This window comes from Streptomyces sp. NPDC017943 (assembly GCF_044328425.1).
GTDB classification, from domain to species: domain Bacteria; phylum Actinomycetota; class Actinomycetes; order Streptomycetales; family Streptomycetaceae; genus Streptomyces; species Streptomyces djakartensis_A.
This window is the reverse complement of record NZ_JBIRHH010000005.1, coordinates 1-24,174: the sequence shown is the minus strand read 5'-3', so window position 1 is coordinate 24,174 and position 24,174 is coordinate 1. Positions and strand designations below refer to the sequence as shown.

At 72.3% G+C, this 24,174-nt stretch carries 22 protein-coding genes and 1 pseudogene; 15 read left to right on the top strand and 8 right to left on the bottom strand.

Annotated features, from left to right (window positions below):
• Positions 1-74: 74 nt before the first annotated feature.
• Positions 75-1,367 carry a family 2 encapsulin nanocompartment cargo protein terpene cyclase gene (locus tag ACH4C6_RS17150; protein ID WP_398109389.1) on the top strand — a complete coding sequence of 431 codons (1,293 nt, stop codon included), beginning with the start codon at positions 75-77 and terminating at the stop codon, positions 1,365-1,367.
• A gap of 28 nt (positions 1,368-1,395) precedes the next feature.
• The gene (locus tag ACH4C6_RS17145; RefSeq protein ID WP_398109920.1) at positions 1,396-2,262 is read left to right on the top strand and encodes a geranyl diphosphate 2-C-methyltransferase; all 867 of its coding nucleotides are present in this window, start codon (positions 1,396-1,398) and stop codon (positions 2,260-2,262) included.
• Positions 2,263-2,397: 135 nt separating this feature from the next.
• Here the strand turns inward: ACH4C6_RS17145 and ACH4C6_RS17140 are convergent, their stop codons facing one another.
• Entirely contained in the window at positions 2,398-4,200 is a 1,803-nt protein-coding gene (locus ACH4C6_RS17140; protein ID WP_398109388.1) for a coagulation factor 5/8 type domain-containing protein, read from the bottom strand.
• A 257-nt stretch (positions 4,201-4,457) separates the two neighbouring features.
• Here ACH4C6_RS17140 and ACH4C6_RS17135 point away from each other — a divergent pair, with 257 nt between their 5' ends.
• From ACH4C6_RS17135 to ACH4C6_RS17110, 6 genes are all read left to right on the top strand, one after another.
• Positions 4,458-5,774, top strand: a complete 1,317-nt coding sequence (locus ACH4C6_RS17135) for an ABC transporter substrate-binding protein (protein ID WP_398109387.1) — start codon at positions 4,458-4,460, stop codon at positions 5,772-5,774.
• A gap of 5 nt (positions 5,775-5,779) precedes the next feature.
• Entirely contained in the window at positions 5,780-6,769 is a 990-nt protein-coding gene (locus ACH4C6_RS17130; RefSeq protein ID WP_398109386.1) for a carbohydrate ABC transporter permease, read from the top strand.
• Between the two features lie 8 nt (positions 6,770-6,777).
• Positions 6,778-7,617: a carbohydrate ABC transporter permease gene (locus ACH4C6_RS17125; RefSeq protein WP_333934407.1), complete on the top strand. Its 840-nt coding sequence runs from the start codon at positions 6,778-6,780 to the stop codon at positions 7,615-7,617.
• 29 nt (positions 7,618-7,646) lie between these two features.
• On the top strand, positions 7,647-9,005 hold the full coding sequence (locus ACH4C6_RS17120) for a GH1 family beta-glucosidase (RefSeq protein ID WP_398109385.1): 1,359 nt from the start codon (positions 7,647-7,649) through the stop codon (positions 9,003-9,005).
• 124 nt (positions 9,006-9,129) lie between these two features.
• Positions 9,130-11,007: a discoidin domain-containing protein gene (locus ACH4C6_RS17115; RefSeq protein WP_398109384.1), complete on the top strand. Its 1,878-nt coding sequence runs from the start codon at positions 9,130-9,132 to the stop codon at positions 11,005-11,007.
• A 134-nt stretch (positions 11,008-11,141) separates the two neighbouring features.
• Entirely contained in the window at positions 11,142-11,684 is a 543-nt protein-coding gene (locus ACH4C6_RS17110) for a hypothetical protein (RefSeq protein ID WP_398109919.1), read from the top strand.
• An 8-nt stretch (positions 11,685-11,692) separates the two neighbouring features.
• On the opposite strand, the gene ACH4C6_RS17105 is transcribed toward ACH4C6_RS17110, so the two are convergent.
• Both ACH4C6_RS17105 and ACH4C6_RS17100 read right to left on the bottom strand, forming a co-directional pair.
• The gene (locus ACH4C6_RS17105; RefSeq protein WP_398109383.1) at positions 11,693-12,652 is read right to left on the bottom strand and encodes an ATP-binding protein; all 960 of its coding nucleotides are present in this window, start codon (positions 12,650-12,652) and stop codon (positions 11,693-11,695) included.
• 97 nt (positions 12,653-12,749) lie between these two features.
• Positions 12,750-13,526, bottom strand: coding sequence for a CDP-alcohol phosphatidyltransferase family protein (locus ACH4C6_RS17100; RefSeq protein WP_398109382.1), 777 nt, complete (start codon positions 13,524-13,526; stop codon positions 12,750-12,752).
• 108 nt (positions 13,527-13,634) lie between these two features.
• Between ACH4C6_RS17100 and ACH4C6_RS17095 the strand changes: the two genes are divergently transcribed.
• The 5 genes and pseudogenes from ACH4C6_RS17095 to ACH4C6_RS17075 form a co-directional block, all read left to right on the top strand.
• Positions 13,635-14,648, top strand: a complete 1,014-nt coding sequence (locus ACH4C6_RS17095) for a zinc-binding alcohol dehydrogenase (protein WP_398109381.1) — start codon at positions 13,635-13,637, stop codon at positions 14,646-14,648.
• Positions 14,649-14,763: 115 nt separating this feature from the next.
• Positions 14,764-15,162, top strand: coding sequence for a 6-pyruvoyl tetrahydropterin synthase family protein (locus tag ACH4C6_RS17090; RefSeq protein ID WP_384859740.1), 399 nt, complete (start codon positions 14,764-14,766; stop codon positions 15,160-15,162).
• Positions 15,159-16,364, top strand: a complete 1,206-nt coding sequence (locus tag ACH4C6_RS17085; protein ID WP_398109380.1) for a glycosyltransferase family 4 protein — start codon at positions 15,159-15,161, stop codon at positions 16,362-16,364. The genes ACH4C6_RS17090 and ACH4C6_RS17085 overlap by 4 nt, the downstream gene beginning before the upstream one ends.
• Positions 16,361-17,437 carry a methyltransferase domain-containing protein gene (locus tag ACH4C6_RS17080; protein WP_398109379.1) on the top strand — a complete coding sequence of 359 codons (1,077 nt, stop codon included), beginning with the start codon at positions 16,361-16,363 and terminating at the stop codon, positions 17,435-17,437. The genes ACH4C6_RS17085 and ACH4C6_RS17080 overlap by 4 nt, the downstream gene beginning before the upstream one ends.
• A pseudogene (locus tag ACH4C6_RS17075) lies at positions 17,434-18,342 on the top strand (lysylphosphatidylglycerol synthase transmembrane domain-containing protein); the annotation flags it as partial. The gene ACH4C6_RS17080 and the pseudogene ACH4C6_RS17075, both read left to right, overlap by 4 nt.
• Before the next feature lie 155 nt (positions 18,343-18,497).
• Here ACH4C6_RS17075 and ACH4C6_RS17070 read toward each other — a convergent pair.
• Complete coding sequence (locus ACH4C6_RS17070) at positions 18,498-19,226, bottom strand: creatininase family protein (protein WP_398109378.1); 729 nt, start codon at positions 19,224-19,226, stop codon at positions 18,498-18,500.
• A 41-nt stretch (positions 19,227-19,267) separates the two neighbouring features.
• On the opposite strand from ACH4C6_RS17070, the gene ribA reads away from it, so the two are divergent.
• Entirely contained in the window at positions 19,268-19,927 is a 660-nt protein-coding gene (gene ribA / locus ACH4C6_RS17065) for a GTP cyclohydrolase II (RefSeq protein WP_398109377.1), read from the top strand.
• Positions 19,928-20,076: 149 nt separating this feature from the next.
• Positions 20,077-21,126, top strand: coding sequence for a saccharopine dehydrogenase (locus ACH4C6_RS17060; protein WP_398109376.1), 1,050 nt, complete (start codon positions 20,077-20,079; stop codon positions 21,124-21,126).
• A 35-nt stretch (positions 21,127-21,161) separates the two neighbouring features.
• Here the strand turns inward: ACH4C6_RS17060 and ACH4C6_RS17055 are convergent, their stop codons facing one another.
• The 4 genes from ACH4C6_RS17055 to ACH4C6_RS17040 all read right to left on the bottom strand — a co-directional run.
• Positions 21,162-22,391 (bottom strand): serine hydrolase domain-containing protein, encoded by a 1,230-nt coding sequence (locus ACH4C6_RS17055; protein ID WP_398109375.1) that lies wholly within the window; start codon positions 22,389-22,391, stop codon positions 21,162-21,164.
• A gap of 142 nt (positions 22,392-22,533) precedes the next feature.
• Positions 22,534-23,121 carry a histidine phosphatase family protein gene (locus ACH4C6_RS17050; protein WP_398109374.1) on the bottom strand — a complete coding sequence of 196 codons (588 nt, stop codon included), beginning with the start codon at positions 23,119-23,121 and terminating at the stop codon, positions 22,534-22,536.
• A gap of 2 nt (positions 23,122-23,123) precedes the next feature.
• A complete protein-coding gene (gnd, locus tag ACH4C6_RS17045) occupies positions 23,124-24,008 on the bottom strand; it encodes a phosphogluconate dehydrogenase (NAD(+)-dependent, decarboxylating) (RefSeq protein WP_398109373.1) in 885 nt (294 codons plus the stop codon).
• 1 nt (position 24,009) lies between these two features.
• A partial coding sequence (locus ACH4C6_RS17040; RefSeq protein WP_398109918.1) for a hypothetical protein occupies positions 24,010-24,174 on the bottom strand: 165 nt, incomplete at its 5' end.

The window sequence follows — 24,174 nt, the reverse complement described above, 5'->3', positions numbered from 1 at the left end:
CCGCCCCTCAGGCCGCGCGTCCACCGGCCTGCCGCACAGCACAGTGCCCACCTCACCGCACCAAGGAGCCGCCGATGCCCGACTCCGGGCCCCTCGGACCGACCCCTCACCCACAGCGGCCGACACCGCGCGCCGACCTGCCGGAGTCCCCGGCCGCGGCCCGGCCGCCCGCCTCCGACTTCCTGGCGGCACTGCACCCGCCCGTCGCGGTCCACGCACCGCCCCCGCTGCCGGCGGCCCCCTCCGGCCGCACGTCCGAGGACACACCCTCAGCCCTTCGACGAGTCCTGCGCGGACCCACCGGACCCGGCACGAGTGCCGTGTTCCCGGTCCGAGGCGGGCTCCCTCTGCCGCATCCGGCACCCCCGGTGAGCACGCCGCCCACCGAGGGGCAAGCCGTCCCCGGCCTCTACCACCACCCCATCCCGGAGCCCGACCCCGTACGGGTCGAGGAGGTGAGCCGACGGATCAAGCGCTGGGCCGAGGACGAGGTCCAGCTCTACCCCGAGGAGTGGGAGGGGCAGTTCGACGGATTCTCCGTCGGCCGCTACATGGTCGGCTGCCACCCCGACGCCCCCACGGTCGACCATCTCATGCTCGCCACCCGGCTGATGGTCGCCGAGAACGCCCTGGACGACTGCTACTGCGAGGACCACGGTGGATCACCCGTCGGTCTCGGCGGGCGCCTTCTGCTGGCGCACACCGCGATCGACCACTTCCACACCACGGCGGAGTACACGCCTGCGTGGGAGGAGTCGCTCACCTCGGACGCCCCCCGCCGGGCCTATCGCAGCGCGATGGACTACTTCGTCGGCGCCGCCACACCCTCCCAGGCCGACCGCTACCGGCACGACATGTCCCGGCTGCACCTGGGCTACCTCGCCGAAGCGGCCTGGGCCGAGACGGATCACGTCCCGCAGGTGTGGGAGTACCTGGCGATGCGCCAGTTCAACAACTTCCGGCCCTGCCCCACCATCACCGACACCATCGGCGGCTACGAACTGCCCGCCGACCTGCACGCGCGCCCCGACATGCAGCGGGTCATCGCCCTGGCGGGCAACGCGACCACCATCGTCAACGACCTGTACTCGTACACCAAGGAACTGAACAGCCCGGGCCGCCACCTCAACCTGCCGGTGGTCATCGCGGAACGCGAGCAGCTCTCCGACCGCGACGCATACCTGAAGGCCATCGACGTCCACAACGAATTGATGCACGCCTTCGAGGCGGCCGCGGCCGACCTCGCCCGGGCCTGTCCCGTGCCCACCGTGCTGCGCTTCCTGCGGGGCGTGGCCGCCTGGGTCGACGGCAACCACGACTGGCACCGCACCAACACCTACCGCTACACCCTGCCCGACTTCTGGTAACGAAACGGACCACTCTGTGACCACTGAAATGACCGCGCCCGCCACCACCGCGAAGATCCCGGCCCCGGCCACGCCCTACCAGAGGGACATCGCCCAGTACTGGAACAACGAGGCGCGACCGGTCAACCTCCGTCTCGGTGACGTCGACGGGCTGTACCACCACCACTACGGCATCGGCGCCGTGGACCACGACGCACTCGGTGACCCCGCGCACGACGAGTACGAGAAGAAGCTCGTCGCGGAACTGCACCGACTGGAGTCCGCGCAGGCCGAGTTGCTCCTGGACCACCTCGGTACCGTCCGGTCGGGCGACACCGTGGTCGACGCCGGCTGCGGGCGCGGCGGAAGCATGGTGATGGCCCACCAGCGCTTCGGCTGCAACGTCGAAGGCGTCACGCTGTCCGCCACCCAGGCCGACTTCGGCAACCGGCGCGCGCGGGAACTGGGCATCGACGACCACGTCCGCTCCCGCGTGTGCAACATGCTCGACACACCCTTCGACAAGGGCAGCATCACCGCGTCGTGGAACAACGAGTCGACCATGTACGTCGACCTGCACGACCTGTTCGCCGAACACTCCCGCTTCCTGAAGGTCGGCGGCCGGTACGTGACGATCACCGGCTGCTGGAACCCCCGCTACGGCCAGCCGTCGAAGTGGGTGTCCCAGATCAACGCCCACTTCGAGTGCAACATCCACTCGCGCCGGGAGTACCTGCGCGCCATGGCCGACAACCGGCTCGTCCCGCAGACCATCGTCGACCTCACCCCGGACACCCTGCCGTACTGGGAGCTGAGGGCCACCTCGTCACTGGTCACCGGGATCGAGGAGGCGTTCATCGAGTCGTACCGGGACGGCTCCTTCCAGTACGTCCTGATCGCGGCCGACCGCGTGTAGGGCGGCCACGGGAAGGCGACGAGTCGACGGCGGTCCCGGGGAACCGCCACGTGTCCCGACGCCCGGCCCGAAGGCCGGGCGTCCGGCGCCGCCGCGGCCCCTCCCTCCGCTCAGGAGGAGGGAGGGGCCGCCCCGTCACGGGTAGGACACCACCGTCGACGGCACGGTGGACGTGCCCGACGTCGGCGACCCCGTGTCGTTGATGACGCGCTCGTACTGCCCGTTGCCGCCCAGGGAGACCACGAGGAGGTCGTGGAAGCGCACCCCGGGCCGGTTCGGCGCCGCGAACCCGTGGTGCTGGACGATCGTCGGATCGACGTTGTAGTAGCAGTAGCTGCCCAGACCCCAGCCCTCATGGGTGGTCACGGCGTCCCCGACCCGGTAGGCCGCGTACCCCTTGACGGAGCCGTTCTGGATCGCGGCCTGGTTCGGCGCGTCGTACGCCTTCTCGTTCTGGTAGAAGATCGTGCGGCCGCGCTCGCCGAACCACTGCACGTCGTACTTGTTGAAGTGCTCCACGAACAGGCCGGTTGCCAGGACGTCGTGGCCGTTGACGACCACGCCGTAGTCCGCGCGGTTGGTCTCCCAGCCGACGCCCTCGCCATGGTCGGCGCGCCAGACCCAGGTGTGGTCGACGATGGTGTGGCGGCTGTTGACGACCATGCTGGTGGTGGCCTTGCCGGGGCCCGCGCCGCCGATGCGCACGAACACGTCCTGCACGGTGGTGGGGTTCGCGGAGTGGTCCCGGGAGGCGCCGCGCGGGCCGATCTCCAGCAGGGTGGCGGAGTTGACCGGCCCGGCGTCGACGAGGAACCCGGCCAGCCGCACGCCGTCGACGTCGGCGACCCGCAGCGCGGTGACGCCGTTGTCGGGGATGAGCGTCGCATAGCCGAGGCCGAGCACGACGGTGCCGGCGCGGTCCACCCGGATCGTCTCGTTCAGGTGGTAGACGCCCGGCGTCAGCAGCAGGTGGAGTCCCTGCGCGAGGGCCTGGTTGAGGGTGGCCGCGGACACGCCCGGCTTGGCGACGTAGAACTGCGACAGGGGCAGCGAGGTCCCCCTGGGGGTGCCGCTGCCCCAGGTGACGCCGCGGGCGTTGGTCCGCTTCTCGGGCAGGAAGACCCGGTACTCGTTGCCGCCGAGGTAGAGGAACGGCTTCTCGCGGGAGACCGGCGTGGTCGCCAGCGTCGTGTACGGCGGGTTCGGGAAGCCCTGCGCCGGGGCGCCCTCGACGCCGGAGAACACCATGTTCCACACGCCGTTGAGCCAGCCGCCGATCGAGCTGTCCCGGGTGTACCACTGCTGCTGCGAGTACGGCTGCACCTGGCCGTCGATCCGGCTGTCGGCGATGTAGCCGCCGCTGGACCAGCCGTAGCCGCTGGGAGCGAGGTTGAGGTTGCCGCGCACGTGCATCCGGCGGAACGGCGCCGCCTGGGACACCGCCCAGCGGTTGGTGCCGTTGACGGGCACGACGGCCAGGTTCTCCGCCGAACGCCAGAAGTTCTGCGTGGCGTTGCCGTTGAACCAGCCGGCGTCCACGGTGATGTCGCCGTTGATGGTGGTGTCGTCGGGGGAGAGGCCGAGGCCCGAGATCGACGTGTAGAAGCCGATCTGCGCGTTGAGGCCGTGGTAGGTGCCGGGCTTGAACAGGAACTGGTAGCGGCCGGTGCCGAACTGGGCCGACTCCTGCCGGCGGAAGACCTCGTCGAGCCGGCCCTGGATGTCCGGCGTGGACGGGTCGAAGACCAGCACGTTCGGGCCGAGGTCGCCGCCGCCGGCCAGGGCGCGCGGCTTTCCGCGGGCGGGCCGCCGGCGGTCGGCCGGGGCGGCCGCCGCCGTGCCGGGCAGCGCCGCCAGGGCGGACGCGGCCGCGGCGGCCCCGAGCACCGAGCGGCGGCCGGGCAGGGTCGGACGGGAGGACGGGGAGTCAGCAGGCATGGGGCGGCTCTCCTGGTTCAGGAAGTGAACGGAGTGGGGTGTGGGGAGCGCTCTCTCGCCGCTGAATGGTTCATCCCCGCAACAGATGCGTCAAGGGCTGCGACCAGAGTTCGAAGACTGTGCCCAAACCCTTGACGGAACCGGCTTCCGGGGATTAACTCACGTCCTAAATTAAGCCATGACGCCTCACCTGCGGGTCGGGGAGGCGGCCGGGGGACATGTCCCCCCGTACTTTCCCGGAAGGGACACGAGCAGCCATGCGCAGCATCCGAGCCGCGGCGGCAGGCGCCGTCACCTTGTCACTCGCCCTCGCGGCCACGGCCTGCGGAGGCGGCTCCGCGACGGGCGGCGGGTCGAACGACTCACCCAAGACCCTGACGTACTGGGCCTCCAACCAGGGCGCCAGCATCGAGATCGACAAGAAGGTCCTTCAGCCCGAGCTCGACAAGTTCGAGAAGCAGACCGGGATCAAGGTCAAGCTGGAGGTCGTCCCCTGGTCCGACCTCCTCAACCGGATCCTCACCGCCACCACCTCCGGCCAGGGCCCCGACGTGCTGAACATCGGCAACACCTGGAGCGCCTCGCTCCAGGCCACCGGAGCCCTGCTGCCCTGGGACGCCAAGAACTTCGACAAGATCGGCGGCCGGGACCGGTTCGTCGACTCGGCCCTCGGCTCGACCGGCGCCGAGGGCAAGGACCCGGCCGCGGTCCCGCTGTACTCGATGTCGTACGCGCTCTACTACAACAAGAAGATGTTCGCCGAGGCGGGCATCTCCAAGCCGCCGGCCACCTGGGACGAGCTGGTCGCCGACGGCAAGAAGGTCTCCAAGGACGGCAAGTGGGGCCTGGGGGCGGAAGGCTCCAACCCGTCCGAGAACATCCACCACGCGTTCGTCTTCGCCAAGCAGCACGGCGCCGACTTCTTCACCCCCGAGGGCAAGGCCGACTTCACCAGCGACGGTGTGGTCACCGCCGTGAAGCAGTACGTCGACCTGATGGCGAAGGACAAGGTCATCGCGCCCGGCAACGCCGAGTACGCGCAGAACCAGTCGGTGAGCGACTTCGCCAAGGGCAAGACCGCGATGCTGCTGTGGCAGTCCGCCTCCGCCAACCTCGCCTCCCAGGGCATGAAGGAGGACGACTACGGCATCGCGCCCGTGCCCGTGCAGTCCGGCACGCCCGGCACCGGCAAGCAGGTCAACTCGATGGTCGCCGGCATCAACCTGGCGGTCTTCAAGAACACCGACAACCTCGACGGCGCCACCAGGTTCGTGAAGTTCATGACCAGCGACGACGAGCAGAAGATCCTCAACAAGGCCTACAGCTCCATACCGCCGGTGAAGTCCGCCCAGTCCGACAGCGCCTTCGGCACGCCCGCCACCGCCGTCCTCAAGGACACCCTCGCCAAGAGCGCGGCCGCGCTGCCGCAGGTCGCCGACGAGTCGCAGTTCGAGACGGCCGTCGGCACCGCCATCAAGGACCTGTTCGCCGACGCGGCCGCCGGACGCGCGGTCACCGCCGCCTCGGTCAAGGCGGCGCTGGAGAAGGCCCAGCAGCAGATGCCGGCGGCCTGACGCACATGACCACCACGGTTGAAGCCGGCACGCCGCCGGTCCGCAAGAGCCCGTCCGGAGCGGCGCGCGGCCCCCGCCGCCGCCCCGGACGGATCCACCGCGTCGGCCTGCCCTACCTGCTGCTCCTGCCCGCGCTGCTGCTCGAACTGCTCGTCCACCTGGTGCCGATGGTGATCGGCATCGTCATGAGCTTCAAGGAGCTCACCCAGTTCTACATCCGCGACTGGAGCACGGCCCCCTGGACGGCCCTCGACAACTACCAGGTGTCGGTGGACTTCGACGCCCCCGTCGGCGAGGCGCTGCTGCACTCCTTCCTCGTCACCGTCGCCTTCACTCTGCTGTCGGTGGGCCTGTGCTGGTTCATCGGCACCGCGGCGGCCATCTGCATGCAGGACACCTTCCGGGGCCGCGGCCTGCTGAGGGCCCTGTTCCTCATCCCGTACGCGCTGCCCGTCTACGCGGCCGTCATCACCTGGGTCTTCATGTTCCAGCACGACAACGGCCTGGTGAACCACGTCCTGCACGACCAGCTGGGCCTCACCGACAAGCCGTCGTTCTGGCTCATCGGGGACAACAGCTTCATCGCGCTGCTGGTCGTGTCGGTGTGGAAGGGCTGGCCGTTCGCCTTCCTCATCGTCATGGCCGGACTGCAGAACATCCCGCGCGAGCTGTACGAGGCGGCCGCCCTGGACGGCGCCGGCGTCTGGCAGCAGATCCGCCGGATCACCCTGCCGTCGCTGCGGCCCGTCAACCAGGTCCTGGTCCTGGTGCTGTTCCTGTGGACGTTCAACGACTTCAACACCCCGTACGTGCTGTTCGGCCGGACCGCCCCGGCGGCCGCCGACCTCATCTCGGTGCACATCTACCAGGCCTCGTTCGTCACCTGGAACTTCGGCACGGGCTCCGCCATGTCCGTCCTGCTGCTGCTGTTCCTGCTGGTGGTGACGGGCGCGTACCTGGCCCTGACCTCGCGCGGACGGAGGGCCGCCTCATGAGCTCCCCCCTGGCCCCGCCACGGTCCTTCCAGTGGTCCCGGCGGATCTTCCTCACCCTGCTGACGGGCTTCGTGCTCGTGCCGGTCTACGTCATGGTCTCCAGCTCGCTCAAGCCCCTGGCCGACGTCACCGGGAAGTTCCGCTGGCTGCCGAGCGAGCTGACGATCCGCCCCTACATCGACATCTGGTCGACGGTCCCGCTCGCGCGCTACTTCGTCAACTCCCTGGTCGTGGCGGGCGCGGCGACGGTCTGCTCGGTGGTCATCGCGGTCTTCTCGGCGTACGCCGTCAGCCGCTACGACTTCCGCGGCAAACGCGTCTTCACCGTCACCGTCCTGTCGACGCAGATGTTCCCGGGCATCCTCTTCCTGCTGCCCCTGTTCCTCATCTACGTCAACATCGGCAACGCCACCGGCATCGCCCTGTTCGGCTCCCGCGGCGGGCTCATCCTCACCTACCTCACGTTCTCGCTGCCGTTCTCGATCTGGATGCTGATCGGCTACTTCGACTCGGTCCCGCGCGACCTGGACGAGGCGGCCCTGGTCGACGGGTGCGGGCCGCTCGGCGCCCTGTTCCGGGTCGTCGTGCCGGCCGCGGTCCCCGGCATCGTCGCCGTCGCCGTCTACGCCTTCATGACCGCATGGGGCGAGGTCCTGTTCGCCTCGGTGATGACCAACGACACCACCCGCACCCTGGCGGTCGGCCTCCAGGGCTACTCCACCCTCAACGACGTGTACTGGAACCAGATCATGGCCGCCTCGCTGGTCGTCAGCGTGCCCGTGGTCGCGGGTTTCCTGCTGCTCCAGCGCTACCTCGTGGCCGGTCTGACGGCAGGGGCCGTCAAGTGACCGACTCGCCCGTTCTCGAAGGGACTTCCGTGACCATCGACCTCGCCGCACTCCCGCACGACTTCCTGTGGGGCACGGCCACCTCGGCGTACCAGATAGAGGGAGCCGTGGCGGAGGACGGCCGCTCGCCGTCGATCTGGGACACCTTCTCGCACACCCCCGGCAAGACCGCCGGGGGCGACCACGGCGACGTCGCCTGCGACCACTACCACCGCTGGCGCGAGGACATCGGCCTGATGCGCCGGCTCGGCGTGAACGCCTACCGCCTCTCGGTCGCCTGGCCCCGCGTCGTCCCCGGCGGCGACGGCCCCGTCAACGCCAAGGGCCTGGCCTTCTACGACGAGTTGATCGACGGGCTGCTGGAGGCCGGCATCACCCCGTCCGTCACCCTGTACCACTGGGACCTGCCGCAGGCGCTCCAGGACCGCGGAGGCTGGCCGGAGCGCGACACGGCCCACGCGTTCGCTGAGTACGCCTCGGTCGTCGCCGAGCGGCTCGGCGACCGGGTCACCCACTGGGCGACCCTCAACGAACCGCTGTGCTCGGCCTGGATCGGCCACCTCGAGGGCAAGATGGCGCCCGGCTGGACGGACCTGACCGCCGCCGTGCGCGCCTCCTACCACCTGCTGCTCGGCCACGGTCTGGCCTCCCGGGCCATCCGTGCGGCGGTTCCGGGCGCCCAGGTCGGCATCGTCAACAACCTCTCCACCATCCACGCGGCCTCCGACCGCCCGGAGGACCTCGCCGCCGCCCGCCGCATGGACGGCCACACCAACCGCTGGTGGCTCGACCCGGTGCACGGCCGCGGTTTCCCGGAGGACATGCGCGAGGTCTACGGCGTCGAACTCCCGGAGCAGCCGGGCGACTCGGCGGTGATCGCGGCGCCGCTGGACTGGCTGGGCCTGAACTACTACTTCCCGCAGACCGTCGCCGACGACCCGGAGGGCCCGGCGCCCTTCGCCCGTGCCGTGCGCCGCGAGGGCGTCCCGCGCACCGGCATGGACTGGGAGATCGACGCGAGCGGCATCGAGACGCTGCTGCTGCGCCTCACCGAGGACTACGGGGCGCGCCGGCTGTACGTCACGGAGAACGGCTCGGCCTTCCTCGACGTCGTCCGCCCCGACGGCACCGTCGACGACCCCGAACGGCAGGACTACCTGCTGGGCCACCTCGCGGCCTGCGCCTCGGCCGCCCGCAAGGGCGCCCCGCTGGCCGGCTACTTCGCCTGGTCCCTGCTGGACAACTTCGAGTGGGCCTACGGCTACGAGAAGCGATTCGGCCTGGTCCACGTCGACTACGCGACGCAGCGCCGCACGATCAAGGGCACGGGCCACCGGTACGCCGACGTGGTCCGCTCCCACCGGAATCAGGCGCGCAAGGCGGCCTGAACCACCGACGCCGGGGTGGGCGAGGAACGCGGGAGTCCACGCCCACCCCGGCTTCACCTCCCGCGACTGTCAGGTGCACGTCAGTACACCCCTGTAGGCACGTCCCCCACCGGAGGAGTCAGCCATGCCGTCCCGTACGCCCCGCACCCTCCTGACCGCCCTCGCCGCGCTGACCCTGCTCTCCGCGGGCCCGGCCTTCGCGGCCCCCGCCCCGCCGTCCGCCGCCGCGGCCGCGGCCTGGGACACGGACCGCGCGGCCGCCGCGTACGCCGTGAACCCGGCCGCCGTCACGGCCTCCGGCAGCGAGAACCCCGACACCGCCCCGGGCCGCGCCTTCGACGGCAACGGCAGCACCCGCTGGTCCAGCGACTTCGCCGACAACGCCTGGATCCGCGTCGACCTCGGCTCCACGATCCGGGTCGACCGCGTCGTCCTGGACTGGGAGGCCGCCTACGGCAAGCGCTACGTCCTGGAGTCCTCCAGGAACGGCACCGAGTGGACGCCCTTCTTCACCGAGACGGCCGGCACCGGCGGCTCGGTCACCGCGCACACCCACCCCCAGGAGGTCACCGCCCGCTACGTCCGCCTCCGCGGCGTGGAACGCGCCACCCCCTACGGCTACTCGCTGTGGTCCATGAAGATCTACGGCGGCGAACCGGCCCCCGCCTCCACGACCCGCACCAACCTCGCGCTCCACCACCCGGCGTACGCCAACTACCACCAGCACGCGGGCAACTCCCCGGCGTACGTCACGGACGGCGGCCGGCCCGCCGACCTCAAGGCCGACATCAGCCGCTGGTCGAGCGACTGGAACGCGGACCGCTGGGTCTCCGTCGACCTGGGCGCCACCTCCACCATCGACACGGTCGACCTCTACTGGGAGGCGGCCTACGCCGTCGACTACGAAGTCCAGGTCTCCGACGACAACCGCACCTGGCGCACGGTGTACCGCCCCTCGTCCGCCGAGGTCGCCACGCGCCGCGCCAACGTGAAGTCACCGGCGGAGGCGGTCGGCCTGCACGACTCGATCCGCCTGCCGCAACCCGTCACGGGCCGCTACGTCCGCATGCTCGGCAAGGAACGCCGCTCCTTCTTCAACCCCGCCCCCGCCACGGCCCAGTTCGGCTACTCGCTCTACGAGTTCGAGGTCTGGGGCACCGGCGGCAGCGCGACGGCCGCGTACCCGCCGCTGCCCGCCGAGCAGCCCGGCGCCTACCGCACCACGTTCTTCGACGACTTCACCACCTCCGGGCTCGACCGCTCCAAGTGGCGGGTGGTGCGCACCGGCACGGAGATGGGCCCGGTCAACGGCGAGGCGCAGGCGTACGTCGACTCACCGGACACCCTGCGCACCGAGAACGGCGCGCTGGTGCTGTCGGCCAAGTACTGCAAGGGCTGCACCCGGGCGGGCGGCGCCACCTACGACTTCACCTCCGGCCGTATCGACACCCACACCCGCTTCGACTTCACCTACGGCAAGGTCAGCGCCCGCATGAAACTCCCCGTCGGCGACGGCTTCTGGCCCGCGTTCTGGCTCCTGGGCAGCGACGTCGACGACCCCTCGGTCGGCTGGCCGTCCTCCGGCGAGACCGACATCATGGAGAACATCGGCTACGCGGACTGGACCAGCACCGCCCTGCACGGCCCCGGCTACTCGGCCGACGGCAACATCGGCGCCCGCCAGACGTACCCCGGGGGCGGCCGGGCGGACCAGTGGCACACGTACGCGGTCGAGTGGACCCCCACGGCGATGCGCTTCTCTGTCGACGACCGCCTGGTCCAGGAGACGACCCGCAACAAGCTGGAGTCCACCCGCGGCCAGTGGGTCTTCGACCACCACCAGTACGTCATCCTCAACCTCGCCCTGGGCGGCGCGTACCCGGCCGGCTGGAACAAGGTCACGACCCCGTACTGGGGCCTGCCGCAGTCGAGCGTGGACCGGATCGCCGGCGGGGGAGTGCGGGCGGAGGTGGACTGGGTGCGGGTGGAGCAGAAGGGCTGACGCCCGCCGCCCCGCAGCGGCGACCACACGTTCGGGTGATGCGTCCCGGAGCGGGCACCCGCCCCCACCGTCGGCCGTTCGTGCTGGTGAGGGGACTCGCCGTCCCCTCACCGGCACAGCGACGGGAGCACATCATGGGCCTGCACTTCCACCGGAACCAGGACGGCACGACGACCGGGCGCAACGAGGCGAACGGGTTCACCGTGACGCTGGCCGACGCCGAGGAGGTGAAGCGGCAGTTGTACGAGGACGCGGGGTGGGAGTACAGCCCGCCACCGCCTCCGGCGCGCTCCGGGTTCCACCGGTTCACCCTGGTGCACGAGGAGTTCGGGGACGCGCCGAGCGGCGACGAGCGGTACGCGGGGCTGCGGGCGCGTCCACCCGAGGGCTGCGTCGCCGTCGACCGCGGATGGTTCGCCCTGGAGTGTGAGCGGCCGGGCAGGACGCTCGTGGACGCGGTCGCCGGTACCGTCGCGGAGGTGCGCCGCACGCACGGGCTGGTGATGAACAGCCTGGGCGTCGACAAGCCCCAGGAGTGGTGCGGCGCGGCCCACAAGGACGGACATGCGGCCGAGATCGTCGCGCATCTGGTGCTGATGGCCGCCGGCCGTGCCCGGCTGCTCGGTTACCGGCGCAAGGACGTGGTCCGGCTCCTCGACGCCACCGGGATCGAGTAGCGCGGCTCTCAGTCCAGCGCCGCCGGGCCCGGGACGTACTCCGGGTCGACCTGGGCCGCCAGGTCCTCGCCCGTCCGTGCGTCCGCCCACGCGCGGACGTTGCGCAGGTGGAACTCCACCGCGTGGCGGTGCAGCCGGTCCCAGTCGCGGGTCTCGGCGTCGACCGCCTCGCGCAGGACGCGCAGGGCGTGGAGGTTGTGCGGTTCCAGGGAAACCAGGGCGTCGGGGCCCGGTTCGGTGCGGCCCTGTTCCGCCGCGCGGACCCAGGGGGACTGCACGAGGTGCGTCAGCAGGTCGTCCCCGACCTGCTGCTTGAGGAAGAGCAGGTCGTCCTCGCAGGTCACCTTGTTGCCGACGACGGCGATGCGGATGCCGAACTGCTCGGCGTGGTCGCGGTACTGGCGGTAGACCGACACGCCCTTCCGGGTCGGTTCCGCCACCAGGAACGTGAGGTCGAAACGGGTGAACAGGCCGGAGGCGAAGGCGTCGGCGCCGGCGGTCATGTCCACCACGACGTACTCGCCGGGGCCGTCCACCAGATGGCTCAGGTACAGCTCCACCCCGCCGAGCTTGGAGTGGTAGCAGGCCACGCCGAGGTCCGCGTCGTCGAACTCGCCCGTGACCATGAGCGGGACGCCACCGGCCCGGCCCACATGGCGGGCGTGCAGGGCGTCGTCGCCGAGCGGGCGCAGGAGGCGGGAGCCGCGGCCCGGCGGGGTCGTCTTGATCATCGCCTCGGCGGACGGGATGCGCGGGTTGCTGCCGCGCAGCAGGTCCTTGATGTCGGTCAGGTGCGCGCCGAGGGGAGGGGCCGCCACCTCCTCGCCGCCGAGCGCCTCGGCCAGGTGCTGGTTGATGTCGCCGTCGATGGCGAGGACCGGGGCACCGGAGCACGCCAGATGGCGGGAGAAGAGCGCCGACAGCGTGGTCTTGCCGCTGCCGCCCTTGCCGACGAACGCGACCCTCACGACCGTTCCACCGTTTTGAAAATGGATGTCATGTCGACAGATTTAGGGAGTGGGGGACCGTGCTGTCAAATCGCTTGGGCCGTTCGGGAGGTGACGCTCAGCCCGCGACCAGTTCCGGGACCGGGCGCGGTGCCGGCGAGTGCCCGCGCCGCGCGGTCGTGGCGCGCTGCCTGCGGTACAGCCACAGCACGTCCCGCCCGAACGACCAGACGAGCAGAGCCAGGGCCAGCGCGGCCACCGCGAAGTTCGCGGCGTACGGCAGCAGTCCGGCGCCCGCCAGCAGCAGGAGCACCCCCTGCAACGCGGCGACCGTCTTGCGTGCGGTGCTCGGCGGGAGGGCCGCCGTCAGCCAGGGCCAGACCCGGGCGGCGGCGACGAAGACGTACCGCATGCCGCCGATCAGCAGCACCCACGGGCCGAGCCGCGTCGACACGTACACGCTCAGCACCAGGATGAGGAAGGCGTCCACCTCCATGTCGAAGCGCGCGCCCAGCGGGGTCGAGGTGCCGGTGCGGCGGGCCACCTTGCCGTCGACGCCGTCCAGGACCAGCGCCACCGCGGTCAGGCCGACGAGCAGCGACACGGGCGGCGCACTCCGGAAGGAGTCCGCCACGAGGGCGGTGACGCCGCCGACGAGGGTGGCCCGGCCGAGGGTGACCCGGTTCGCCGCGCCGAAGCTGCGCAGACCCGACCGGTGCAGCGCCCGCGAGAGCACCGCCCAGGTGGCGAACGCGAACGCGAGGCCGCTCAGCCAGCCCGCCGGGCCCATCCCGATCGCCGTGCCGATCAGGGCCAGCAGCAGCACCTGCACACCCGCCCCCAGGGCGGTCTCCTGCTGGACGAGCCTCGCGTCGTACGTGTTGTTCAGGGCCACCGAACACCCTCCGGCCGTGTGACAGAGTCGATCAAGGCCGCTACCTTGTGCGCGGCCCGTGCACCCCTCGGTACGCACGCCGGTTGCCGATCGTTCAGGAGGACTTCGATGAAGCAGACGGGACGCGCGTTCTGGATCGACGCGCCCGGGCGGGGCGTCGTCCGGGACGTCGAGGTGCCCACGCCGGGCACGGACGAGGTGCTGGTCCGCGCGCTGTACTCCGGGGTCAGCCGCGGCACCGAGACGCTCGTCTTCCGCGGCGGCGTGCCCGCCGGGCAGCACACGGCCATGCGGGCGCCGTTCCAGGAGGGCGACTTCCCGGGGCCGGTCAAGTACGGCTACCTCAGCGTCGGCGTGGTCGAGGAGGGGCCCGCGTCGCTCGCCGGCCGGACGGTGTTCTGCCTCTTCCCGCACCAGAGCCGGTACGTCGTGCCGGCGAGCGCCGTGACGCCCGTGCCCGACGGGGTGCCCGCCGAACGGGCCGTGCTCGCGGGGACGGTGGAGACCGCGGTGAACGCCCTGTGGGACGCGGCGCCCCTGCTCGGCGACCGGATCGCGGTGGTCGGCGGCGGCATGGTCGGCTGCTCGGTCGCCGCCCTGCTCGGACGCTTCCCCGGCGTGCGCGTTCAGCTGGTCGACGCCGACCCGTCCCGCGCCGGCATCGCCGAGGCGCTGGGTGTCGGCTTCGCGGCCCCACAGGACGCCCTCGGCGACTGCGACCTGGTGGTGCACGCCAGCGCGACCGAGCAGGGACTGGCCCGCTCCCTGGAACTCCTCGCCGCCGAGGGCACCGTCATCGAGCTGAGTTGGTACGGCGACCGGACCGTGAGCCTGCCGCTGGGCGAGGGCTTCCACTCGCGGCGCCTGACCATCCGCTCCAGCCAGGTCGGCACCGTCTCCCCGGCCCGCCCCGGCCGCACCTACGCCGACCGTCTGGCCCTCGCGCTCGACCTGCTCGCCGACCCGGCCCTGGACGCCCTGATCACCGGGGAGTCGGCCTTCGAGGACCTGCCGGACGTGCTGCCGAAGCTGGCCTCGGGCGAGATCCCGGCGCTGTGCCACCGCATCCGATACGGCACGGGTGACGGAAGTGCAGGACGTCACCGGCACACCGGCGCCTGACCTTGCAAAAAGACGTAGCGGAGACTGAACGGGGGAAGGGAAGGAGCCGTACTACACGGCATCCCCGGCAGCCATCAGCGGGGGAGCAGACGCGCCGCACCTGGAGGGTCGTCCGTTGTTCAGCATCACCGTCCGCGATCACATCATGATCGCCCACAGCTTCCGCGGCGAGGTCTTCGGACCGGCGCAGCGCCTGCACGGGGCCACGTTCCTCGTCGACGCCACGTTCCGGCGCGAACAGCTGGACGAGGACAACATCGTCGTCGACATCGGGCTCGCCACCCAGGAACTCGGAGCGGTCGTCAGCGAGCTGAACTACCGCAATCTCGACAACGAACCGGACTTCGCCGGGGTCAACACCTCCACGGAGTTCCTCGCCAAGGTCATCGCCGACCGGCTCGCCGAGCGGATCCACAAGGGGGCCCTGGGCGAGGGCGCCAAGGGCATCGCCGGCCTCGCGGTCACCCTGCACGAGTCGCACATCGCCTGGGCGAGTTACGAGCGTGCGCTGTGACCGACACGACCGTCGAACGGCCCGGGCAGAGCGGGCCGGCGCCCGCGCGGCTGAATTATGTTCCCGTGCAGCACGCCCCCCTGAAGAACGCCGAGATCATCCCCATGTCCCTGCGCACCGTGCACTTCGTGCTGCCGGGCGGCGTCGACGACCCCGCGGCGCCCAGCGGCGGCAACGCCTACGACCGCCGGGTCTGCCTCGACCTGCCCGGATTCGGCTGGCAGGCGACCAAGCACGCGGTCGCCGGTGAGTGGCCCCGGCCCGGGGCCGAGGCCCGTACGGAACTGGCCCGCACGCTGGCCGCGTTGCCCGACGGGGCCGTCGTCCTGCTCGACGGGCTCGTGGCCTGCGGGGTGCCGGAGATCGTCGTGCCGGAGACGGAGCGGCTGCGCATGGCCGTCCTCGTCCACCTGCCGCTCGGCGACGAGACCGGTCTCGACCCGGTCGTGGCCGCGGAACTGGACGCCCGGGAGCGGACCGTGCTGCGGGCGGTGCCCGCGGTGGTCGCCACCAGCGACTGGGCCGTCCGCCGGCTCGTCGCGCACCACGGACTGCCCCCCGAGCGGGTGCACGTCGCGGCCCCCGGTGCCGACATCGCGCCGCTCGCACCCGGCACCGACGGGGTGTCCCGGCTGCTGTGCGTGGCCGCCGTCACCCCGCGCAAGGGCCAGCACCGGCTGGTGGAGGCGCTGGCCGCGGTGGCCGACCTGCCGTGGAGCTGCGTGTGCGTCGGCGGGCTGAACCAGGACCCGGAGTACGTCGCACATCTGCGGTCCCTGATCGCCCGCCACGGGCTGGAGGACCGGCTGGAGCTGGCCGGGCCGAGGACCGGCGCCGCGCTCGACGCGAGTTACGCCACCGCCGACCTGATGGTCCTCACCTCCTACGCGGAGACGTACGGCATGGCCGTGACCGAGGCGCTGGCCCGGGGCATCCCCGTGCTGGCGACGGACGTGGGCGGGCTGCCGGAGGCGGTCGGCCGCGCTCCCGACGGCGGGGTGCCCGGCATCCTGGTGCCGCCGGAGAACCCCGCCGCGATCGCCGCCGAACTGCGCGGCTGGTTCGGTGAGGTGGACGTACGGCGCCGGCTCAAGGCCGCGGCCCGCAGCCGTCGCGCCGCCCTCGGCGGCTGGGCGACCACCGCACAGAGCCTGGCGGCGGTGCTGCGCCGGCTGCCGACCGAGCCCCGGAGGGCCGCATGACGAACCCGACGACGACCCGGAACAGCGGGACGATACCGGCGCGGCCGGGCCCCGGGGAGGCGGTCGAGGCGATGGACGACGAGAGCGCGGGCGGCGAGGGCCCCGCGCGGGCGGAGGCCGGTCACGGCCCCCTGCCCGCCGTCCCCTGGACGACCCCCGGCGGGGTCATCCCCGGCGCCGGCCCCAGCGGCAGGCCGGGCTCGCGGCCCACTGTGAAGCTGCGCGAGGCCGACCCCGACGACCCGCCGCGCTACGCGCCGGAGTGGCTGCAGTTGCGCGAACCGGCCGACGCAGCGGCACGGGCGCAGGATCTGCTCGACCCGCTGCGGACCCGGCTCGCCGACACGCCCGGCGGGCCGGGCGGGGCCGTCGTCCACGACCTGGGCTGCGGCACCGGCTCGATGGGCCGTTGGCTCGCGCCCCGCCTCGACGGTGCGCAGCACTGGATCCTGCACGACCGCGACCCCTACCTGCTGCACTTCGCCGCCGTGGCCTCCCCGCGCTCGGCCGCCGACGGCAGCCGGGTCTCGGTGGAGACGCGGCGCGGCGACGTCGCCCGCCTCACCCCGGACGCCCTCCAGGGGGCGTCCCTGGTCACCGCGTCCGCCCTGCTCGACGTCCTCACGCGCGAGGAGATCGAAACGCTCGCCGCCGCGTGTGCCGGAGCGGGGTGCCCCGCCCTGCTGACCCTGTCCGTCGCCGGACGCGTGGAGCTGACGCCGGCGCACCCGCTGGACCAGGAGATCGCGCAGGCGTTCAACGACCACCAGCGCCGGGACGGCCTGCTCGGCCCCGACGCGGTGACGGCGGCGGCCGAGGCGTTCTCCGAGCACGGCGCGACCGTCCGGCTGCATCCGAGCCCCTGGCGGCTCGGGCCGGAGCAGGCCGCGCTGACCGAGCAGTGGCTTCGGGGCTGGGTCGGCGCAGCCGTCGAGGAACGGCCCGGGCTGAAGGCGCGGGCCGACGCGTATCTGGCCGACCGGCTGGAGGCGTGCGCCGCGGGCGAGTTGAGCGTCACCGTCCACCACACCGACCTCCTGGCCCTGTGCCCTCCGGTGGGCGGAGCGTCATGACCGCACCGGCCCCGGGAGTACGCGCGGTGCCGTCGGGCGGGGCCGCTGCGATGGCGCGGCCCCTCCGTGCCGCCCTGGCGCGTCTGGCCTCGCCCAGGGTCCGTACGCACCTCGGCACCGCCGCGGGCGTCGCCATCCTCGGCGTGCTGTTCTGGCGCCTGGGCACCGGGGTCTTCCTGGACGGTCTGCGGCGGATCGACGCCGGGGCCGTGATGCTCGCGCTCGGCATCGGGCTCGTCACCACCGTGTGCAGCGCCTGGCGGTGGACGGCCGTGGCCCGGGGGCTGCGGATCCGGCTGCCGTTCGGGACGGCCGTGGCCGACTACTACCGGGCACTGTTCCTGAACGCCGCCCTGCCCGGCGGCATCCTCGGCGACGTGCACCGGGCCGTGCGGCACGGGCAGAGCGAGGGCGACCTACGGCGGGGTGTGAAGGCCGTCGTCCTGGAGCGGGCGGCCGGGCAGGTCGCCCTGTTCGCCGCCGGGGCCGTGGTGCTGCTGACCATGCCGTCTCCGGTCCTGGCCGAGGCCCGGCACACCGCCCCGCTCGCGGGCCTGGCCGCCCTCGGCGCGCTCGCCGTCGTGCTGGCCCTGCGCATGAACCGCGCGGGGTCCCCGCGCCGGGGCGGACGGCTGCGGGCGACGCTCGCCGGGGCCCGGGAAGGGCTGCTGTCCCGGCGCAACGGGCCCGCGGTGGTCGTCTCCTCCGTGGTGGTGCTGGCGGGTTACGTCGCCATGTTCGTCCTCGCCGCCCGCGTCGCCGGGACCGCCGCCTCCGTGGCCGTCCTGCTGCCCCTCGCCGTCCTCGCCCTGCTGGCGATGGGCCTGCCGCTGAACGTCGGCGGCTGGGGCCCGCGGGAGGGCGTCACCGCCTGGGCGTTCGGCGCCGCCGGCCTGGGTGCCGGCCGAGGGCTCGCCGTCGCGGTGGTCTACGGGGTGCTGAGCCTCGTGGCGAGCCTGCCCGGCGTCGTCGTGCTCGTCGGCCGCTGGTGCGCGGGACTGCGTGCCGGGACCCGGTCCGCCGCGGCGGACCCGGTGCCCGGTCGCGTCCCGGCGGCCGGCTACGCGTCGGAGGTCATCATCGAGAAATACGTCCCGAAGGATTCCGCCAGGCTCGCCAGGAGTTCCTTCCCCTTTTCCGCCGAACCCAGTGAAGGCCGCCCGATGACACCGGAATCGGTATAGCCGGACATGCCGAGGGTGAGGAGATGGCGACGGTCGTCAGCGACGAAATCGGAAGTCTCATATCCGGGCCGGAGCATTTCGGGATGAGCGTGCAGCAGGACGGACGTCTCGATTTCCCCCGCGTGCATGTCGGTCAGCAGCGAGGTGACCACGCCCGCCCGCCGGCGCGCCGCCTCCCAGTCCTCCGCGGCCGGGAAGAGGGCCATCCGCTCCCCGCGGGCGGAGGCCTCCTGGACGACGTTGCCCAGCACGTAGTTGCCGCCGTGCCCGTTGACCACCACCAGGGCCTCGACCCCGGAGCGGCGCAGCGAGGCCGCGATGTCCCGCACCACCGCGTGGAGGGTCACCGCCGAGATGCTCACCGTCCCCGGCCAGGCCGCGTGCTCGTGCGAGCAGGAGATCGTCACCGGAGGAAGGAGGTGCACCGGGTACGCGCCGGCTATCTCCCGCGCGACGGCACAGGCGACGAGGGTGTCGGTCGCCAGCGGGAGGTACGGACCGTGCTGCTCGAAGCTCCCCACGGGAAGCACCGCGACCTGCCGTGAGACACCGGCTCCCCGCATCCGTACGTCTTCCGTGGTGTCCGCCGGCACCAGATCACTCATCACGTCACGGCCTTTCGTCTCTGCTTAGGAACTCGAGAATCATGACAGAAAAAATGGGCGTACTCGGCAAGAAGTCCCCGCAGCGGACCGGCGTGGAACGCGTCGTGAATGCCCCCCTGCCCACCGTCTACGGGAAATTCCAGGCCGTCGGCTATCTCGACCACGACCGCGGGGACGAACAGGTGGCCCTCGTCCACGGTGAGATAGGCGCGGACGGTGTCCTGGTCCGTCTGCATTCGGAATGCCTGACCGGTGACGCGTTCGGCTCCCAGCACTGCGAGTGCGGCGACCAGCTGGACGCCGCCCTGCGCGCGGTCGCCGCGGAGGGCGCCGGGGTCGTGGTCTACCTCCGAGGGCACGAGGGCCGGGGCATCGGCCTGCTCGCCAAGCTCCGCGCCATGGCCCTGCAGGCGGAGGGCCTGGACACGGTGGAGGCCAACCTCGCCCTCGGGCTGCCGGTCGACGCCCGCGACTACGGGGTGGCCGCCCGCATCCTCGACGACCTGGGCGTGCGCTCGGTCCGGCTGATGTCCAACAACCCGCGCAAGCGGGAGGCACTGGTCGACCACGGCATCGCGGTCGCCGAGCAGGTGCCCCTGCTGATCCCGCCGTGCGAGAGCAACATCACCTACCTGCGCACCAAGCGGGAACGGCTGGACCACCACCTGCCCCACCTGGACGCGGTGGTCAGCTCCTCCTGACCGGCCGGAGGGGCGGGCCCGGGCACGCCGGGCGACCTGGTTCGATCCGCACGCGACCGGCGGCCCGGCCGCGTACGCTTCGTGGACGTCCGCCCCTTGAGCGCCGGCCTCGCCGCGGCCGGCACCTCACGTCCGGAGGCCCACCCGGTATGACCGAGCTCCACCTGTGGCTGCGCCACGAGGCCCGCACGACCGAGCGACGCACACCGATCGTTCCCGACGACGCCCGGCGGCTCGTCGGGAACGGTGCGGCACTGACCGTTGAGGAGTCCCCGCAGCGCGTCTTCCCGATCGAGGACTACGCGGCGGCCGGCTGCCGGGTGGCACCCGCCGGCTCGTGGGTGTCGGCGCCCCCGGACGCCGTCGTGCTCGGACTGAAGGAACTGCCCGACGAGCCGGCCGAGCTGACCCACCGGCACGTCTTCTTCGGTCACGCCTACAAGGGCCAGCCCCAGGCGGCCGGGCTGCTGCGCCGCTTCACCGCCGGGGGCGGGGCGCTGTACGACCTGGAGTACCTGGTCGACGACACCGGGCGGCGCCTGGCGGCCTTCGGCTTCTGGGCCGGGTACCTGGGGGCCGCCCTGGCCGTCCTGCAGCACCGGGGGCGGCTGCGGGCGCCGCTGACGCCCACGACGAAGAAGGAACTCGACGAGAGGCTGGAACCCGCTGCCGGCGACGAGGAGTTCACCGCACTGGTCGTCGGTGCGCTCGGGCGCAGCGGTCGCGGTGCCCGCCTGGCCTTCGCGGCGGCCGGCACCGACCCCACCTGCTGGGACCTGGCCGAGACCCGGGACCTGGACCGCCCGGCGCTGCTCCGGCACGACGTGATGGTGAACGCGGTGCTCGCCACCACCCCCGTCCCGCCCTTCGTCCGCGAGCCGGACCTCGACGACCCCGGCCGGCGCCTGCGCACGCTGTGCGACGTGACCTGCGACGTCGGCTCACCGCTGAACGTCCTGCCGGTCTACGACGAGACCACCGACTGGGACGCGCCCGCCCGCCGACTGCGCGACACCCCGCCGCTGGACCTCATCGCCATCGACAACCTGCCCTCGCTGCTGCCGCTGGAGTCCAGCACCGACTTCTCCGCGGCTCTCCTGCCCCTCCTGCTCGACTTCGGCGTGTCCGGGCCCTGGGGGCGCTGCCTGGACCGCTTCCGCGAGGCCGTGCGCGCGCACGGCCTCGACCGGGAGGAGTGACACGGGCACCCGTCGGACGGGCGGCCGTCGGCGGTTCAGTCCGTCAGGGCCTCGTGGACGAGCCGCCTGAGGTCCTGGAAGAGCGTGTGCGAGGTCCTGGGCCGCACCTGCGACATGAACTGCACCGTCAGGTCGCGCCCCGGGTCGACCCAGAAGGTCGTCGTGGCCACCCCGCTCCAGCCGTAGGCACCGGGCCCGGACGGGACCCGGGTGCGGGCGGGGTCGATCACCACGGAGCAGTTGAAGCCGAAGCCCATGCCGTCGTTGCCCGGTTCGTCGTGGGCGGGGCGGCTGCCGAAGGCACGCAGGTCGGCGCCGCCGGGCAGGTGGTTGCGCGTCATCAGGTCCACCGTCGCCGGGGCCAGGAGGCGCACACCGTCCACCTCGCCCCGGCGGCGCAGCAGTTCCATGAAGCGGTGGTAGTCGTACGCCGTGCACACCATGCCGCCGCTGCCGGAGAGGAAGCGGGGCCGGCCGCGCAACGGCAGTCCGGGGGCCGGTTCGATGCCGCCGCCCTCCTTCTCCCCGTACATCTCGCACAGCCGGGAGGCCTGCTCGTCCGTGACGTGGAAGCCCGCGTCGGTCATCCCGAGGGGACCGAAGATCCGCTCGGCGCAGAACGCGTCGAGCGGCTGCCCGGAGACCACCTCGACGACCCGCCCCAGGACGTTGGCGGCCACGGAGTAGTTCCACTGGGTGCCGGGCTCGAACTGCAGCGGCAGGCTCGCGTACACCTCGATCGTCCCGGCCAGGTCGGCCCCCGGCGGCACCGACGACTCCAGACCCGCCGCGCGGTACAGGGCGTCGACGGGGTGGGTGTGGTAGAAGCCGAAGGTCAGGCCCGCCGTGTGGGTCAGCAGGTGCCGGATGCGGATCGGGCCGTCGGCCGGGCGGGTCGTGACGTCGGGGCCGGAGCCGCCGACGTACACCCGGGGGTTGGCGAAGGCCGGCAGGTGGGTGGCGACCGGGTCGTCCAGGGAGAGCCGGCCCTCCTCCACGAGCAGCAGCACGGCGACCGCGGTGACCGGCTTGGTCATCGAGTAGACGCGCCACAGTGTGTCCGGCTCGACGGGGAGCCCGGCCGCGATGTCGCGCAGGCCGTGGGTGGTCAGGTGGGCGACGCGCCCGCCGCGGGCCACGGACAGCAGGAAGCCCGGCAGACGTCCCGCGTCCACGAAGCGGGCGAGGTGCCCGTCCAGCCGGTCCAGGGCCCGCGGATCCAGCCCCGCCGCCTCCGGTCCGACCTCTTGCCGCAGCTGTGCCATCGCTCCTCTTCCGTCGCGTCCGTCGAGGTCAGAACCGGCCTACCCAGCCCGGGCGGGCTTTTCTCCCTCAGCGAAGGGGCCTGCCCGGTCCCGACGGAGGGCGTCTCGCCGGAGGCGGTGGTGCGCCTCCGGCGAGAGGGGGTCACGGCCGGGTGTTCCACTCCGCGACGACCGGACGGCCGTGCTCCGTCGACAGCCGGCACACCGTGCCCGTCTCCAGCCGGAACAGCCGGCCCTCCGCCGGGGGCAGGCCCAGCCGGCGGGCGGTCAGCACGCGCAGGAAGTGGCCGTGCGCCACCAGCAGCACGTCGCCGCCCGGCAGCGCGTCCGTCACCCGGGACAGCACCCGGTCGGCGCGGGCGCCGACCTCCTGCGGGGACTCGCCCGGCTCGCCGTCGGGCCCGGGCGGGCCGCCGTCGGTCCACAGGTCCCAGCCGGGGCGGGTGCGGTGGATGTCCTCGGTGGTGACGCCCTCGTAGGCGCCGTAGTACCACTCGTGCAGGTCCGCGTCCCGCTCCGCCCCGGTCACCCCCGCCAGCTCGGCGGTGCGCACGGCACGGCCGAGCGGGCTGGTGAGGACCAGGGCGAAGGAGCGGTCCGCCAGGAGCGGCGCCAGCGACGCCGCCTGCTTCTCACCGCGCGGGGTGAGCGGCAGGTCGGTGAAGCTGGTGTGCTGTCCGCTCCGGCTCCACTCCGTCTCGCCGTGGCGGACCAGCAGCAGATCGCCCACGCCTACGCCTTCTTCGCGGACTCGACGGCATGCCCGCCGAACTGGTTGCGCAGCGCCGCGATCATCTTCATCTGCGGCGAGTCGTCCTGCCGCGAGGCGAACCGGGAGAACAGCGAGGCGGTGATGGCGGGCAGCGGGACGGAGTTGTCGATCGCCGCCTCCACGGTCCAGCGGCCCTCGCCGGAGTCCTGGGCGTAGCCGCGCAGGTTCTCCAGGTGCTCGTCCTCGTCGAGGGCGTTGACCGCGAGGTCCAGCAGCCAGGAGCGGATGACGGTGCCCTCCTGCCAGGACCGGAACACCTCGCGGACGTTGTCCACCGAGTCCACGGCCTCCAGCAGCTCCCAGCCCTCGGCGTAGGCCTGCATCATGGCGTACTCGATGCCGTTGTGGACCATCTTGGCGAAGTGCCCGGCGCCCACCCGGCCGGCGTGGACGTAGCCGTAGGGGCCCTCCGGCTTGAGCGCGTCGAAGATCGGTTGCAGCCGGTCGACGGTCTCCTTCTCGCCGCCGACCATCAGCGCGTAGCCGTTCTTCAGGCCCCACACGCCGCCCGAGACACCCGCGTCGACGAAGCCGATGCCGCGCTTGCCCAGCTCCTCGGCGTGCCTCTCGTCGTCCGTCCAGCGGGAGTTGCCGCCGTCGACCACCGTGTCGTACGGCTTGAGCAGGCCCGCCAGCTGGTCGATGACGTGCTGGGTGGCACCGCCGGCCGGGACCATGACCCAGACGGTCCGGGGCGCCTCCAGCGCGTTGACCAGTTCGGCCAGGCCGGCGACGTCGGACTTCTCGGGGTCGGTGTCGTAGCCGACGACCGTGTGGCCGGCGTTGCGCAGGCGCTCGCGCATGTTGCCGCCCATCTTGCCGAGACCCACAAGACCGATCTGCATGTCAGTTCACTTCCCGAAGATTGCGGTAGGCGGCCACCAGCGCGGCCGTGGACGGGTCGAGACCGGGGACGTCCGCGCCCTCGGTGAGGGCGGGTTCGACGCGCTTGGCGAGGACCTTGCCGAGTTCGACGCCCCATTGGTCGAAGGAGTCGATGTTCCACACCGC

Bases quoted from the DNA above. Each gene is read 5' to 3' on its own strand.
- ACH4C6_RS17150 (WP_398109389.1), top strand. From the start codon at position 75: ATGCCCGACTCCGGGCCCCTCGGACCGACCCCTCACCCACAGCGGCCG.
- ACH4C6_RS17145 (WP_398109920.1), top strand. From the start codon at position 1,396: ATGACCGCGCCCGCCACCACCGCGAAGATCCCGGCCCCGGCCACGCCC.
- ACH4C6_RS17140 (WP_398109388.1), bottom strand. From the start codon at position 4,200: ATGCCTGCTGACTCCCCGTCCTCCCGTCCGACCCTGCCCGGCCGCCGC.
- ACH4C6_RS17135 (WP_398109387.1), top strand. From the start codon at position 4,458: ATGCGCAGCATCCGAGCCGCGGCGGCAGGCGCCGTCACCTTGTCACTC.
- ACH4C6_RS17130 (WP_398109386.1), top strand. From the start codon at position 5,780: ATGACCACCACGGTTGAAGCCGGCACGCCGCCGGTCCGCAAGAGCCCG.
- ACH4C6_RS17115 (WP_398109384.1), top strand. From the start codon at position 9,130: ATGCCGTCCCGTACGCCCCGCACCCTCCTGACCGCCCTCGCCGCGCTG.
- ACH4C6_RS17110 (WP_398109919.1), top strand. From the start codon at position 11,142: ATGGGCCTGCACTTCCACCGGAACCAGGACGGCACGACGACCGGGCGC.
- ACH4C6_RS17095 (WP_398109381.1), top strand. From the start codon at position 13,635: ATGAAGCAGACGGGACGCGCGTTCTGGATCGACGCGCCCGGGCGGGGC.
- ACH4C6_RS17080 (WP_398109379.1), top strand. From the start codon at position 16,361: ATGACGAACCCGACGACGACCCGGAACAGCGGGACGATACCGGCGCGG.
- ACH4C6_RS17070 (WP_398109378.1), bottom strand. From the start codon at position 19,226: ATGAGTGATCTGGTGCCGGCGGACACCACGGAAGACGTACGGATGCGG.
- ribA (WP_398109377.1), top strand. From the start codon at position 19,268: ATGACAGAAAAAATGGGCGTACTCGGCAAGAAGTCCCCGCAGCGGACC.
- ACH4C6_RS17060 (WP_398109376.1), top strand. From the start codon at position 20,077: ATGACCGAGCTCCACCTGTGGCTGCGCCACGAGGCCCGCACGACCGAG.
- ACH4C6_RS17055 (WP_398109375.1), bottom strand. From the start codon at position 22,391: ATGGCACAGCTGCGGCAAGAGGTCGGACCGGAGGCGGCGGGGCTGGAT.
- gnd (WP_398109373.1), bottom strand. From the start codon at position 24,008: ATGCAGATCGGTCTTGTGGGTCTCGGCAAGATGGGCGGCAACATGCGC.